This window comes from Lysinibacillus sp. UGB7, assembly GCF_049058285.1.
In the GTDB taxonomy this organism is placed as follows: domain Bacteria; phylum Bacillota; class Bacilli; order Bacillales_A; family Planococcaceae; genus Lysinibacillus; species Lysinibacillus sphaericus_B.
Genome location: NZ_JBMGUV010000005.1, coordinates 43,925 through 58,931 on the forward strand (window position 1 = coordinate 43,925; position 15,007 = coordinate 58,931).

The 15,007-nt window shown below is 37.9% G+C and carries 12 protein-coding genes and 1 riboswitch; of the genes, 5 read left to right on the top strand and 7 right to left on the bottom strand.

All coding sequences use genetic code 11. From position 1 onward, the window contains the following. Nucleotides 1–24: 24 nt before the first annotated feature. Entirely contained in the window at nt 25–1,317 is a 1,293-nt protein-coding gene (locus ACOMCU_RS06560) for a hypothetical protein (RefSeq protein WP_421049722.1), read from the top strand. Between the two features lie 119 nt (nt 1,318–1,436). Here the strand turns inward: ACOMCU_RS06560 and ACOMCU_RS06565 are convergent, their stop codons facing one another. The 3 genes from ACOMCU_RS06565 to ACOMCU_RS06575 all read right to left on the bottom strand — a co-directional run bounded on the left by ACOMCU_RS06565 (nt 1,437) and on the right by ACOMCU_RS06575 (nt 4,516). Beyond that, nucleotides 1,437–2,399 (bottom strand): multidrug resistance efflux transporter family protein, encoded by a 963-nt coding sequence (locus ACOMCU_RS06565; protein ID WP_010857757.1) that lies wholly within the window; start codon nt 2,397–2,399, stop codon nt 1,437–1,439. 157 nt (nt 2,400–2,556) lie between these two features. Further along, the gene (gene pepT, locus ACOMCU_RS06570; protein WP_421049723.1) at nt 2,557–3,786 is read right to left on the bottom strand and encodes a peptidase T; all 1,230 of its coding nucleotides are present in this window, start codon (nt 3,784–3,786) and stop codon (nt 2,557–2,559) included. A gap of 79 nt (nt 3,787–3,865) precedes the next feature. Continuing rightward, a complete protein-coding gene (locus ACOMCU_RS06575; protein ID WP_421049724.1) occupies nt 3,866–4,516 on the bottom strand; it encodes a lysoplasmalogenase in 651 nt (216 codons plus the stop codon). Between the two features lie 135 nt (nt 4,517–4,651). On the opposite strand from ACOMCU_RS06575, the gene ACOMCU_RS06580 reads away from it, so the two are divergent. After that, the gene (locus tag ACOMCU_RS06580; protein WP_421049725.1) at nt 4,652–6,331 is read left to right on the top strand and encodes a hypothetical protein; all 1,680 of its coding nucleotides are present in this window, start codon (nt 4,652–4,654) and stop codon (nt 6,329–6,331) included. A gap of 48 nt (nt 6,332–6,379) precedes the next feature. On the opposite strand, the gene ACOMCU_RS06585 is transcribed toward ACOMCU_RS06580, so the two are convergent. After that, a complete protein-coding gene (locus ACOMCU_RS06585; protein WP_010857761.1) occupies nt 6,380–6,805 on the bottom strand; it encodes a hypothetical protein in 426 nt (141 codons plus the stop codon). Between the two features lie 200 nt (nt 6,806–7,005). Further along, nucleotides 7,006–7,737, bottom strand: a complete 732-nt coding sequence (chrR, locus tag ACOMCU_RS06590) for a class II chromate reductase ChrR (protein ID WP_010857762.1) — start codon at nt 7,735–7,737, stop codon at nt 7,006–7,008. Between the two features lie 306 nt (nt 7,738–8,043). Between chrR and ACOMCU_RS06595 the strand changes: the two genes are divergently transcribed. Continuing rightward, nucleotides 8,044–9,564, top strand: coding sequence for a succinate CoA transferase (locus ACOMCU_RS06595; RefSeq protein ID WP_421049726.1), 1,521 nt, complete (start codon nt 8,044–8,046; stop codon nt 9,562–9,564). A 59-nt stretch (nt 9,565–9,623) separates the two neighbouring features. Here the strand turns inward: ACOMCU_RS06595 and ACOMCU_RS06600 are convergent, their stop codons facing one another. Continuing rightward, nucleotides 9,624–11,105 carry a DASS family sodium-coupled anion symporter gene (locus ACOMCU_RS06600; protein ID WP_010857764.1) on the bottom strand — a complete coding sequence of 494 codons (1,482 nt, stop codon included), beginning with the start codon at nt 11,103–11,105 and terminating at the stop codon, nt 9,624–9,626. A gap of 202 nt (nt 11,106–11,307) precedes the next feature. Continuing rightward, a complete protein-coding gene (locus tag ACOMCU_RS06605) occupies nt 11,308–11,937 on the bottom strand; it encodes a glycerol-3-phosphate acyltransferase (protein ID WP_010857765.1) in 630 nt (209 codons plus the stop codon). A gap of 157 nt (nt 11,938–12,094) precedes the next feature. After that, nucleotides 12,095–12,208, top strand: a riboswitch (SAM riboswitch). 118 nt (nt 12,209–12,326) lie between these two features. On the opposite strand from ACOMCU_RS06605, the gene ACOMCU_RS06610 reads away from it, so the two are divergent. Next, on the top strand, nt 12,327–13,628 hold the full coding sequence (locus tag ACOMCU_RS06610; RefSeq protein WP_219362263.1) for an O-acetylhomoserine aminocarboxypropyltransferase/cysteine synthase family protein: 1,302 nt from the start codon (nt 12,327–12,329) through the stop codon (nt 13,626–13,628). Between the two features lie 504 nt (nt 13,629–14,132). Continuing rightward, on the top strand, nt 14,133–14,519 hold the full coding sequence (locus tag ACOMCU_RS06615; RefSeq protein WP_010857767.1) for a hypothetical protein: 387 nt from the start codon (nt 14,133–14,135) through the stop codon (nt 14,517–14,519). Nucleotides 14,520–15,007: the final 488 nt, after the last annotated feature.

Consider the following 15,007-nt stretch of genomic DNA (forward strand, 5'->3'; position numbering starts at 1 on the left):
AATTAGAAATAAGTGGAGGGATAAATGAAGAAATATTTTATCATATTCCTCGTTGTTGTCGCCTTTTTAGCAAACCCATCTTCATCTAAAGCGGAGGTACAGTGGGACGGGGCACAAATTGTCAAGGGGCAAACGGGAAAAATGACCTTTACAAAAGATGTAAAAGTGTATAAGAAGAATGCAAACGGTACGTATAGCTCGATGACAGTCAAGCACAACAACTATTTCCGAGTTTATAATATAGAAAAGTATGATAATAAAACATTTTATTGGATAAGCTCGGGTTATCGTGTACAAGCAACGGATTTAGTTGTTTTCAAGAAAGTACCTCTGAATATCCGTGCTTCCTTTTATGATAATCCCGGCTATATCAACAGCAGTCGTCAGGGCCATAGCTATGGAGCACATTACCCAACTGAATATGTAGATGGAGCCTTTTATAATAAGATTTCTATTGGTGAAAACCTATATTACTCTTATTATGATTGGGACGGTAGTTCTATTGAGGACTATATTGATGGCGCGAATATTCGCATTGTCGAAACAACGAAAAGAGCTAAGGGACTCTATATGTTAACAACTGATGCACAGGTGTTAGGCGCTCCAATGAATGGAGCAAGTGGGGTGGAGCGTTCAAAAGGAACTGCTCTCCAATCATTAGGACTTGAAATAAATGGATACCTTTGGGTGAAAGAGGGCTATATCCCTGTAACATTAATCGAGCCTGTGAAAAACTTAGGGAAACGTTATATTCGATATGGTGTGAATGTTGAAGGGAAAGGAAATCAAAAAGAGCTAAAACGTTTTGATGAAGGAATATTATTGACAGAAAATGATAAGACAGCTTGGATTGAGATAGATGGGGAAGTATATAGTGTACCGAAAAAAGTTCTAGCTACTATAAGACCGAACGAATCACCGATTATAACAACGTCTTTCTTGCCAAATGATACGCTTCAGCAGCTAGTATATCAGAATTATGCTACTCCAAACATTGTTTATAAGAAAACGACTAATAATCGCTTTGAAGCGCCAGCATTAAAGTTCATTGACTACTATGAAACAGAAATAAACTTTAATTACGAAATGGATGGGAACAAATATGCATTTGAAAAGCCAGTTACAGAGGGCTCAAAAGTGACTAGAACGGGACATGGACGGAAACAAGAAGGGTTTGTTCGTGCCATTCATTACACGATTACAACACCAGCAGGGACGTTTAACAACGTTGTGGAAACGTCCCTTAATGAACTTTTTGCACCGGGCTATGGTTTCATCAGTGATGATTATGGCAACAAATTAACGTCTTATGAATAATAAATCCTTCATTTTTTGAAGGAAGAGTGAAAATCTTAATAACAGAAAAACAGGTGTGGAAAAACGAAATGTTTTTCCACACCTGTTTGATTTTAGGGACTTATTAGACAGACCTTAATCTATGAAGATAACGATTGCTCGGTAGCATTCTTTTTACCGAGAAGCATCGTATAATAACTATGCAATAGCATGCCGATAATGATGACGCCAAGTCCTGCAATTGCAATTGGGTCTGGGAAGGCAATACCCAATAGTAGAACTTCTCCAATAATAACGAAAATAATTTCTGTTGATTGAGTAGCTTCAACAGCGGCTAGTTTGCCTTGATGATCTCGTACACGGTCGGTTGCAATGAAAAATAGAATGGTTGCGATGACACCTGAACTAATACCGACAAATAAGCATTGTAGAACTTGGGCTTTTGATGGGAGTCCAACAGTTACGATTGCATAAATCGCCATTACAATCCATGCAGGCATCGATGCAATCGTCATGCCAAGTACGCGTTGAAACGTATCAATGCGACCACCACAAACGTCCATCATTTTACGATTGCCTAGTGGATAAGCGAATGCTGCTACAACGACTGGCAAAATGCCGAGCAGCAAACTTTTTAGAGGAACCGACTGCGCTTGTGGCACTTGAATCAATAAAATACCGACTAGAATAACACATGAAATAAGTAATGATACGAGCGGTATTTTTTGGCGTACAGTTTTGTCTGCGATTACAGAAACGAAAAGGGGAGCGAGCAATACGCCTGCAACAATCGTAAACTGCCATGTACCAGAAACGAGCCAGCCTGGTCCGAATGCGGCTGCAAATGTGAGTGGTGCATAGAATAACACAAAGCCAATAAAGCTCCAAAGAAGCCATGCTATAGGCTGTGATTTCATTTCACCTGAAAGCTGTGAAAAGCCCTTTCGATAGAAGACGATAGCAAGTAAAAATGGCAACATGAAGAAGTACCGTAAAGATGCGCTCCATAGCCAACTACCTCCCTGCATTTCCATTGCGTGATTCAAAATAAACGTTACGGCAAAAAAAAGTGAAGCTAAAATGCCTAATGCAATTTCTTTCATAACAATATCACCTCGATTTGAGTTAAACACTCTAACTCTTTATGTAATTTGAAAATTCAGTTATTAAAGTAAAAAAAATTACGAAGAAAGGGGAAACCTTCCTCCGTAGTGGACAAATATTTTGGTCATATTGTTTCAACCAATAGAAAAGGATAGTTTATTTACCTTGCTGTTCAAAGAGCTGTACAATTTCAAGAATGACTTGTGAAGCTTTTTCCATTGTCTCTCCGGATACATATTCGAACTTACCGTGCATATTTTCGCCACCTGCAAAAATATTCGGCGTAGGTAAGCCCATATAAGAAAGTTGTGAACCATCAGTACCCCCACGAATCGGAAGTGTATTTGGTTCAATATCTAATTTTTCCATTGCAGCACGTGCGATGTCAACTATTTCTTTTACAGGCTCAATTCTTTCACCCATGTTATAGTATTGATCTTCAATAGAAATGCTTAACGCATCTTCACCATACTGCGCTTGAATTTTGCTAGCCACATCCAGCATTAATTGTTTTTTCGTTTCAAATTTTTGGCGGTCATGATCACGTACGATGTATGAAAGCTCCGTATGTTCAATAGATCCTTTGAAGTTCATTAAGTGAATGAATCCTTCGTAACCTTCTGTTTTCTCAGGTACAGCATCAAGAGGCATTTCATTTTGGAAGGCGATTGCCATTGTGATGGAATTAACCATTTTATTTTTTGCTGAACCTGGATGTACACTCGTTCCTTTTGTTATAACCTTTACACCTGCTGCATTAAAGCTTTCATATTGAAGCTCGCCAAGTGGTCCACCATCCATCGTATAAGCATAGTCAGCACCAAAAGCGGCTACATCGAATTTATGTGGGCCGCGGCCAATTTCTTCATCAGGAGTGAAGGCCACACGTAATTTCCCGTGTTTAATCGTTGGATTATTCACTAAGTATTCCATTGCCGTCATAATCTCAGCAATACCCGCTTTATCATCAGCGCCCAACAGAGTTGTGCCATCTGTTGTAATCAGTGTTTGCCCAACGTAATTTTTTAGTTCAGGGAAATCAACTGGAGACATGACTAGATTTTCATTTAAACGAATGTCACCACCATCATAATTGTCGATACGCTGAGGGTTAACATTTGTGCCCGTAAAATCAGTTGCGGTATCCACATGGGCTAAGAAGCCGATTGTTGGAACATCTTTATCCGTATTAGCTTCCAACGTTGCAAATAAATAACCATTATCGTCTAATGTAATGTCTGTTAAATCGATTGTAGCAAGCTCATCTTTAAGCACATGTAATAAGTCAAACTGCTTTTGTGTGGAAGGCGTAGTTTCACTTGTAAAGTCTGATTGTGTATCAATTTTTGTATAGCGAATTAAACGTTCAATTACTTGTTCTTTCATTGCTATGGCCTCCTAAAGGTATATGTTGAGTAGGTGCCTGGCACTCAAACAATTCAGAATTGTTTGAGTGCCAGGCACCTTATTGTATCACTTTACTTCGGATTTCGGAATATTGAAGAATACTCAGTGCAATTAGTAGTTGCGCACTATAATATGTAAGCATAATAACTTCGTGTGAAAATGGTAAAGGTATTACAAATTTATTAATAGCTAAATAGGAATCTGATGCAATAAAAAGCAAGGCACCAATCGTTGCAAAAGTTGAGCCAGTGCGAATGGATGTCCAACCCATCATTAAAATAACAGAAATATAGGCAAGAACAGCAATGCTAAGCACTACTTCGCCTGATTTAAAGACTGTACCAGCAATCCACACCGCCATACTCCCACCGTATACAAGGAGGAAAATTCTAGCCCAAATTGGTACTTTTCGTTCGTTTGTTCCTGCAAACGCAAAAATATAAAAAATATGACCAATTAAAAAACTAGTTAATCCAAATAAAAACCAACGTAATGTATAGTCACCAATCATACAAAAAATAAGCCCAGTAATGATGAGGATCTGATATTTTTTTATGTGCGGTACTTTTTGTGTAGCAGCCAAAATAATAATTAAAATCATAGGTATGACCTTAAATATGAGTTTCAAACTCTCCGCAATGTGGGAAAAGAAAAAAATATAATAAAGACCGAGCACTGAAATACAAGTAATTAATATCTTTTTAGCCATTTTTTCACCTCCTATCACTAGAAATTCTCTTTTTGTGTTAGAATTCCTTTGTTTCTATAATATTTTTATGATTGAAACTTTTGCGTTATGTAATCGTAAATAAGTAAGACAGTAAGTGAAGAGAGGGTGAATGGAATGACCAAGCTATTGTTAGCTTCTGCAGTCATTGCACTAATTGCGAGTGTTTTATTAACACCGCTTATAACAAAAAAGCGAGAAGAAGGGCAGTCGAAAAAGGTTATAGGATACTTTTTCATCGGAGCCTTCATTCTAGGATTTATAGCAACTGGTATTACGCTATATGTTACGAAAATTGATGTGAACTGGCTTGTCTTTTGGCCAGCAATTACTTTACTTACATTAGGTGGTGCGCTGTTAGCGAGTGGCATCGAAAGGAAAGTTAAGGGCTTTTTATTTTTAGCAAGCCTAGTTGTAGCAGCCTATGTGCTATCAGCGCCTTTATGGAATGCAAATGATAAATTTAAATCAGCAGAAATGAAGGAAGAAGTTGAAATTAAACCTTTCGATGAGACGCAAACACCAGCAAGTGTACCGCCAAAGTTTGTCCGTAATAAAATGAAAAAGGCGTTTGGGCAAGTACCAAATACCAGTTATTATGAATTGGGACGTTTACAAATTCAAAAGGTAAACGGTGAGTATGTTTATATTGCGCCAGTTGAATTTTCAGGTTTCTTTAAATGGATGAATGGCGATACGACACCAGGTTACTTTACAATGAGTGCTACTGATTCAACAGATAATCCAAAATTTGTTGCACAGGAAATGAAATATATTCCTTCGGCTTATCTAAATAGTAATTTAGAACGTCATATGCGTTTGCAACATCCGTTCTTAATTTTTTATGGGGATGTACAGCTTGAGGTTGATGATGATGGTAAGCCATACTATATTCGCTCTTATGGAGAATTCATTTCAGCGCGTAATGGTTTTGATGTGCAAGGAATTGTGTTGGTCGATGCATTATCAGGGAAATCTGAGATTGTGAAGCTAGCAGACATCCCAGAATTTATAGATGGGGCGGTGTCACCTGAAACAGTAAGTCTACAAAATAGTTATTTCGGGAAATATGTACACGGTTATTGGAATAGTATGTTCGGGAAAAAAGATGTGAAGTTACCTTCAGATGAAGGGACTGAGTCGAATGTCAGCCCAATTTTCGATGAAGCAGGCGACATGTATTACTTTACTGATTTTACAAGTCCAAAAGAGGGCGTGGATTCGATGCTAGGTTACTCTTTAACGAACGCAAGAACGGGTGAGGCAACTTATTACACAGGTAACCAAGATGCGTCATATATGGATTCTCAAGGGGCACTACAAATTATTGAAAAGAAATTTATTGAGAAAAAATGGACAGGTGAAATGCCAGTATTGTATAACTTCTACGGTGAAGCAAGCTGGCTAACTGCAGTACTTGATGCAAATGGATTCCTACAAAACTATTTCATCGTATCGGCAGCCAACCCTGAAGTTTCAGCCTTTGCAACGACGCCAAAAGAAGCGTTAAAATTATATAAAACAGCACTTAGCCGTGGAGGAAGCACGGTCGAAGGCAGTTCAAAAGCCGAGGAGAAAGATGCAAGCGGAAAAGTGCTGCGTGTTTACAAAGAACATCTAGGTGACTTTACTATAGTATCGTTTTTATTGGATAACGGTGAAAACTATTTAGTGAGTGCAGAAACTGAACCACTTGCGATTTATTTACAAGTAGGTGATGAAGTAATCCTGACCTATGGGGATACAGGCGAGCAATTTTTACCTGTTCGCACACTCATTATTAAAGGGCTACAATAATTAAAAAGACGATCAGCGCAATGAAGTTAGTTGCAATGATCGTCTTTTTTATACAGTTTGAGCATCAATGTAATGAAGCATTTTTTCTTTATGGTTCGTAAAAAGTGTTGAGGCATGATCATTTAGTGCTAAAGTTTGTTGAATACAGTCTTGTAGCAATTGATTTTCGTATTCAAAAGAAGGAGCTGCTTCTTTTTGTAAAATATACTCTAATAACAGGGCATGTAATACAACGACTTCAAGATTTTGAGTATTCGTAATGAATTTTAAATTTAGAATAGACGTATGTGAAACGAATTGATTGACGTAATCAACGGCATCTTTATAAATAGACACGTCAATATGATGTTCAAGTCGTTTTCTTAATAGCGTATACTCATTATTTAAGTCTTGAATTTTTAAAAATAAACCTTTTACACTTCTCTTATGCTGTTGTTCTAAGGTACGAGCAAGATCTTTATTGACATAGGACATTTGAACAAAACTCCTTTCGATATAGAGCTCCTCTACTTATATTAATGGAATTGTTGGAAAAGGAAAGAGTCTTTTCGTTTAATCTGTACCATAATTAAACATATCTATCAAGACCAATGTACTACTGATGACAGTGCTTTTTTTATAATAGAAAAAAGGTAAGGCTAGTATCATACAATAGTAACCTTACCTACATGAAGTTATTTCCAATTAAAACCTTTCTTTGCAAGGAAATCATTAATGAAAGGACGACGCTGTTCAATTAAAAAATCAGCCATCTGTTTTGTCCAATTGTCGATTTTTCTATTTGAAGATCGACTAGTATAGTACGCTGCCAGTGACTCGTTATAAGCTGGTAAGAGTTCTTCATATTTCTGTGAATTATATTCATTTTCATGCAGTACTGCTGCTACTGGTAAACGAGGTTTTACTTCATTGCGGCGAACAGGAACACCAATCGTTAAGCCAAACAGTGGGAATACGAAATCTGGTAGATTAAATAGATCGCTAATTTCCTCCGGCTTATTACGCACACCACCAATATAACAAATACCATATCCCATCGATTCAGCTGCAATTACGAAATTTTGCGCAAATAATGATACATCCGCTACTCCAACCAGTACGTTCTCTGCTGTATCGGCCACAATATCAACACCTTCTAATTTACCAGCCATTTGTAGTCGTTTAAAATCTACGCAAAAGACAAAGGCACCGCCGGATGTTTCGTATTGGCGTGGATTCCCAGATAGTAAACCTAATTTTTCCCTTTTCTCCTCATCTGTTACCCAAACAACACTATATGCTTGTACAAAATGAGATGTTGCAGCCATTTGAGCTGTGGCAATTAAATCTTCAACAATTTCTTTTGATATAGGATTCCCGTCGTAAATGCGAACGGAAGAATGATTACGTAATAATTGTTTAACCATCATAATTTCTCCTTTTTCCCTTGTATATATATCAAAAGCATATCACGCTTTTCTGGTAAAATCGAATAATTTCCATATAAACAATTGGTTAATATCTAGTTGAAAATATTTTTAAATAATTTGTATTTTGACTAAAGTATCTCGCAAAGTAAAATAATTTGTTAGATATAGCTTAAAAATTCTGAATAGTGTAAAATTATGTATGCGACTGATTATTTTGTTTATTCCTTGTTAAATTGGTGGGGTAATCCAAAAAAATGGGGTAAATAATCTAGTTGGAGTAAATACGAATGGGAGGAATAAAGAATGGAAGAAAAGTTAGCGAAAAAACTTCGTAATGAACAGCTACGAAGTAAAGTTGTAACAGCACAACAAGCAGCCTCTTGGATTAAGGATGGCATGGTACTTGGTATGAGTGGATTTACACGTGCTGGTGACGTAAAAGTGGTACCGCTTGCACTTGTAGAGAAAGTTAAAACAGAGAGCTTCAAGGTAGATGTATACACAGGTGCATCACTTGGACCAGAAGTTGACCAATACCTAGCAGAAGCCGGCGCTATTCGCAAACGAGGACCTTACCAAGCAGATTCTGGTATTCGTAACAAAATTAACAGTGGTGACATCGCGTATGTTGACGCACATTTGTCACACAATGCTGAACTCGTACGCCAAGGCATCATTGGACCAATCGATTTTGCCATTATCGAAGCGGCTGCTATTACAGAAGACGGCTTACTCATTCCGACAACTTCAGTTGGTAACTCTCCAATTTTTGTACAAGAGGCTGACCAAGTAATCATTGAGTTAAACGTAGCGCAACTTGATGCATTAGAAGGTATCCACGATATTTACGTGCCAGGTCCTCAAGGTAAGCGTGCACCAATTCCTCTGCAAAATGCATCGGATCGCCTTGGTACTATTGGTATTCCACTAGATTTAGATAAAGTAAAAGGTATTGTGATTTCAGACATCCTAGATGCACCATCAACAATTGTCCCGGCCGATGAAGAAACAGATATTATGGCTAACCATCTACTGAATTTCCTCCGCGAGGAAATTAAAGCAGGTCGTTTAACGACGAGCTTACGTCCATTACAATCAGGAGTCGGTTCAATAGCAAATGCTGTATTATTAGGATTCAAAGATTCAGAATTTGAAAACTTAGAAGTATATTCGGAAGTACTACAGGATGCAGTATTTAATTTAATTGATGCAGGTAAAGTAAGTTTTGCATCTGCTACTTCTATTACCCTGTCTGAAGAAGTAGGAAACCGTGTATATGGTAATTTTGAAAAATATGCTGACAAATTAGTATTACGGCCGCAGGAAATTTCAAATCAACCTGAAATTATTCGTCGACTCGGCTTAATATCTGTTAACACGGCACTAGAATTGGATATTTACGGTAATGTAAATTCTACACATGTATCTGGTACAAAGATGATGAATGGTATTGGCGGTTCAGGTGATTTTGCACGGAATGCACGTCTAGGTATTTTTGTAACGAAGTCGTACGCTAAGGGCGGTAAAATTTCAAGTATCGTGCCAATGGTGTCGCATGTGGATCATACGGAGCACGATGTAGATGTTATCGTCACAGAACAAGGTGTAGCAGATTTACGTGGTCTAGCACCAAAAGAGCGCGTTGGTCGCATTATTGATCATTGTGCACACCCTGAATATCGTGAACAATTATGGGCGTACTTTAATGCAGCAAATGAAGCAACAGGTGGTCACCAAACACCACATGATTTAGAAAAAGCATTATCTTGGCACGTGAATTTGGCGAAGAACGGCACAATGAAAGATCCATCCTTTGCAAAATAAAAAAGAAATGAAATAAGCCTTGAGGAAGACAAAATTGTCTCTCAAGGCTTTTCTTTTGATTATAATAAGCCAATCCATTTCCAGTAGGTCGCTGTGAATAAAAGTACCAAGAGGTACCCAATAATTGTTAATGGAATGCCTGATTTTAAGAAATCTTTCGTTGTAAAGGCACCTGTACCGTAGGCAAGCATGTTTTGGGGTGCGCTAATCGGTAATAAGAAACCAAAGCTAATCACAAATTGTTGGACTAACACGAAACCGACTTGATCGACATTTGCAGTTAACGTTGAAGCTAACACAATAAATACAGGAATCAATGCGGAAGCTAGACTTGTAGCACTTGCAAAGCCGAGATGAATAAGGATATTGAAAAGCGTAACAATCGCGATTGTTGCTAAAATTGGCATAGAATCAAGACCTAGTGAACCGAATACAGTATCTGATAACCATGTTGCACCTTTTGTATTCAGCAGCACTGTCCCCAACATAATTCCTACTGCGAAGACGATTATTGTCCCCCAAGGAATATGCGGCTCAACTTCTTTCCATGTATAAACGCCGATTTTTGGCATTAACAGGATCGCAATTGCAATAATTGTGACCGTTGTAGTATCGAATGGGTGAAGTTTGTCTTCTGTTGCCCAGAAAAATAAAAGTACTATCGATGTTATGATTAACCGAATCTCAGGTGCCTTTAATGGACCCAAATCTGCAAGTTGTTTTTTAATTACATCTTTACCGCCTGCAATATTGCTTGTCTCAGGTTTAATTAAAGTAATCATAATGAAGAATAGAGCCACCGACATAATGATGGAGAATGGTGCTGCGTAAAGTAACCAAGCACCCCAAGAAATATCTACACCGAACTGTTCTTTGATAAAGTTCAAGGCAACCATATTTTGGGCTGCGGCTGTTTTAATGCCGATATTCCAAATAGAAACTGCTTGGACAGATGTAATAACGAGTAAAGCGGCCAGGCGACTATCTCGTGGTAAGCCAAATGCTGCTACCATGCCAAGCAGTATTGGTACGACTGCACCAGCACGTGCTGTAGCAGAGGGTACGAAGAATGCAAGTACGATCGATACTAAAATAGCACCGAATACAATTGCCTTCGTTTTTGTTCCAACTAGCGATAAAATCCATAAAGCAAGCCGTTTGTGTAAATTAGTGATTTGCATGGCTGCGGCTAAGAACAGAGCGGCGGCTACTAGTGCAACCGCAGAGTTACTAAATCCGCTTAATGCCATTTTTAATGCATTGGAAGTACCTAAATCTATTGTGGGATCTTCCATTGAAGGGGCCAGTCCCAGCATCACTGTCACAAGCGCAATTATCATGGCGGAACTGACAGGATACGATACGGCTTCAGTTACCCAAAGGATGACTGCGAAAGCTAAAATCGCTAAAGCACGTTGACCTGCCACGGGTAAGTCGCCACTATTTGGTAAAAAGGTAATAATAATTAGTGCGGCAAATGCTAGGCCTATCCAAAATGGCTTTAAATTGCGTTTAGGTGCTGCTTTTTCGAGAGTAGACATACTAATACATCCTTTCTAAAGATAAATATGACCTTAGTTTCTCATAACATCGGTTAGTTAAATGTATTTTTTAAGAAAGTAATTTTGTCTATTTATTGTAAAAAGTAAATGAATGTAAAAAACGCTCTGTTTGTAGCGGTAATACGTGATAACGAGAAAATAGACGGTCACAAAAAATACAATAATACCCAATGTGATAGGGTTATTTTTTATTAAAGGCAGCGGTTACTTTAGGTTCGGTACCTTGTATCAGTCGTTTAATATTTTCAATATGTAAGACAAGTGCTATGCCAAAGAGTACAAGTGCAATTATTGTTGGCCCTATTCCTGGAATCCATAAATAAGTCGCTGTACAAAATACAATATAAAATTCTAGTACGCCAACGATTAAATAGTTAGTAGCAAATGATAAAATGACAAATAGTATGAGTGCAAATAGCCCAATTTTCCAGTCGACGGCAAGTAAAATCCCTATAATCGAAGCAGTCCCTTTTCCCCCGTTGAAGCCCATATGGAATGGGAAATTATGACCTAATATAACACCCGCTGCAATTGTATAGGTTAAGAGCCAAATTTGTACGTCAGTTAAATGCGAAGCGTCAGCTAAATATAGATGCACCCCAATAATGGCGGCAACGCCTTTACCAATATCGATAAGCGCTACTAATAAACCGTATTTCCAACCGAGCGAAAGTGTTGCGTTGGAGGCACCTGCATTGCCATGCCCAGCTTTTTTTAAATCTACCCCCGATAAAAATTGCGCTACTTTTGAGCCGTGAAGACAGCCAATGAGATAGCCAACAATAAGAAAAATTATCAAGGCTTTTACCATAAAAATACTCCTCTCAAAAAATATATTTTAATGTAGTGTATGTGTTCATATTACGCAAAGGAACAGACAGAAGTTTCAGAAAAAATGAAATTTTAGTGTTGACAGAAAAAAACTCTATGTTTATACTGTGTAACAACGATGGAAATTGAATCACATACTCTTATCAAGAGCGGCGGAGGGATAGGCCCTATGATGCCCGGCAACCAGTGAGTAACCTACTTGCTAAGGTGCTAATTCCTACAGATTCTTACTTGGATCTGGCAGATAAGGGGAGGAAAACTTGCAACCGCAACCCTCTTCTTAACTGAAGAGGGTTTTTGTTTTCTACAGAAAATCCTCCTCATCTCCGGTACCATCGTAAAAAAATAACCATTTTAGGAGGAACAAAAATGACTAATTTTAAACCAGAGACATTACTACTACACGGAGGCCAAGAGCCAGACCCAGTCACAGGCTCTCGTACAGTCCCAGTGTACCGTTCAACAGCTTTCGTATTTAAAGACACTGCTCATGCGCAACGTCTTTTCGCTCTAGAAGAAGCGGGCAATATTTATACACGTATTACAAACCCAACTGTCGACGTTTTTGAAAAACGCGTTGCTTTATTAGAAGGTGGGACAGCAGCAGTAGCATTTTCATCTGGTGCAGCGGCTATCGCATTTTCGATTTTAAATGTTGCGGGTGCAGGCGATGAAATCGTTGCAGCAAGTTCTTTATACGGAGGCACATATAACTTACTAGCAAATACATTACCAAACTACGGTATTAAAACTATTTTTGTAGATGAAACAAACCCAGAAAATTTCCGTTCAGCTATTAACGAAAAAACAAAAGCCATATTTGCTGAAGGATACGGCAACCCAAGCTTAAAAGTATTAGATGTTGAAACAGTTGCTAACATCGCACATGAAAATGGCTTACCTCTCATTATCGATAGCACATTTGCTTCTCCGTATGGCTCTACACCAATTGATTTTGGTGCAGATATTGTCGTCCACTCAGCAACAAAGTGGATTGGTGGTCACGGCACAACTTTAGGTGGAGTTGTTGTAGATGCAGGGAAGTTTGACTGGACACAAGGAAGATTCCCTGGCTTTACAGAGCCAGATGCCTCCTACCATGGTATACGTTACGGTATCGATACAGCAGCGGCTGCATTTGCCACAAAACTGCGCGTGCAATTACTGCGCGACTTCGGACCAACCTTAAGCGCTGATGCTGCATTTAACTTTTTACAAGGTTTAGAAACGCTTCATTTGCGTATTCCTAAACACAACGAAAATGCATTAGCTGTAGCTGAATATTTACGTAACCACCCATCCGTGGAGTATGTAAATTACAATGGTTTAGAAGATTTCGCTACCCATGATTTAGCGAAGAAATACTTGAAAAATGGCTTCGGTTCCGTGCTTACATTTGGCATTAAAGGTGGACGTGAAGCAGGGCGCAAACTAATTGATAGTGTCAAATTATTCTCACACGTAGCGAACGTAGGGGATGCAAAATCATTAATTATTCATCCAGCATCTACTACACACCAACAGTTATCTGCTGAAGAATTAATCCAGACTGGGGTATCTGAGTCGCTTATTCGCTTATCTATTGGCTTGGAAGCAATAGAGGATATTATTGCTGATTTAGAACAAGCTATTGCACAAGTAACTGCAGCTCAACAAGAGGTAGAAGCATAATTCTTTACAAAATATGATTCAGATATTGATGCTTGCGTGTTGTAACGTTTACGTATTTTCTCATGTGAAAAGCCTCATTTGGCAATGCGTAAACGTTACTACATAAAGCGTGCACCTCATTCGGTAACTAATCTGAAATTTCAAACAAGTAATACCTAGTAATTTTATAAGTATTATTGACATCGTTAAAGTCATGCTATATACTAGGGATTAAGTTAAAGGTTCGAGGGCTACCAACCAAGAACGACAGTGAATATATATACAATCACATCTTATCTCATTCGATAGATGTTCATTGATAGGGCTTTTAGAATCAAAGGCTCTGTAAAAATAGTACACATCCTATTAACAGATAGTTGATGTGGTCGATGAAATTTATTACGATTAACATTGTTTTCATAAGTGCTCCCCCACTTTTGAATATATAGCGGGATAAGAGTGTAGTAGCATAGCCAGCTACTATACTCTTTCCTAAAAAAACGGATCGAAAAAGGAGTGTTTGAAATGGGAAATGTTTATAGTGCACAAAACGTCGCGTCTTATTTTATTTACGAGTTAAATGAGTGTCATGAGTTTGTCAACAACATCTCTATTCAAAGCTTACTGTCGATCGTCGAAAAAAAATGGCATCAAACTTTTGGCCATACTGCTTTTAAGGAAACGGTGCACACGAAAGAAGGAAGCTATGCGGTGCGAGAGGTTTTCGAGAGCTATCAAGCGTATGGTACAAATCATATTTCACTACCAGCAACAGAGTATTACTTAAGATATGGTACATTTCAATTAGTTGAGCGTACATATCCAATACCAAACTTTACACAAGAAGAAGAGATTCTTGTGCAAGTAGCTTTAGCTCATTACCGATATTTGTTGTTAACAAAAGTAAGCTAATTCTCCCTTATATAAAATCGGCTCATTCTCTACTGCTATAGGGAATGAGCTTTTTTTGCAAATTAGGCTAATTAAATCGAAACAGAAGTGATTGTTACGCTACATGTATTTATTTTTGATGAGGAAAAAGACATCTCTGTTAGTTCTAAACTTTGTACGTGTGTAAAGGGAAAAATATTTGTTACTATCTTACAAAAGAACAATTCTATATTACGTCTTTACATACATATATATAATAGAAGAAAGACGTAATTTTTTTATAAAGCAATCGTCGATTTTTGTTCAATAATTATAGAATAACTGAAAAAACGTATAATAAAGGGAATGAAACCGATTTCTTTTGCACGTCTAGGGAAAACAAATGTCCATCCTAGAAAGATTTTTCTTGTGTAAAGTATTTATTTACGTTACAATTTTCTTTAAGTTGAATTTTGAATTATTTGAATTTGTGTGAGGCACAGATTTTTAACTTCATTAAAACCGCGGAA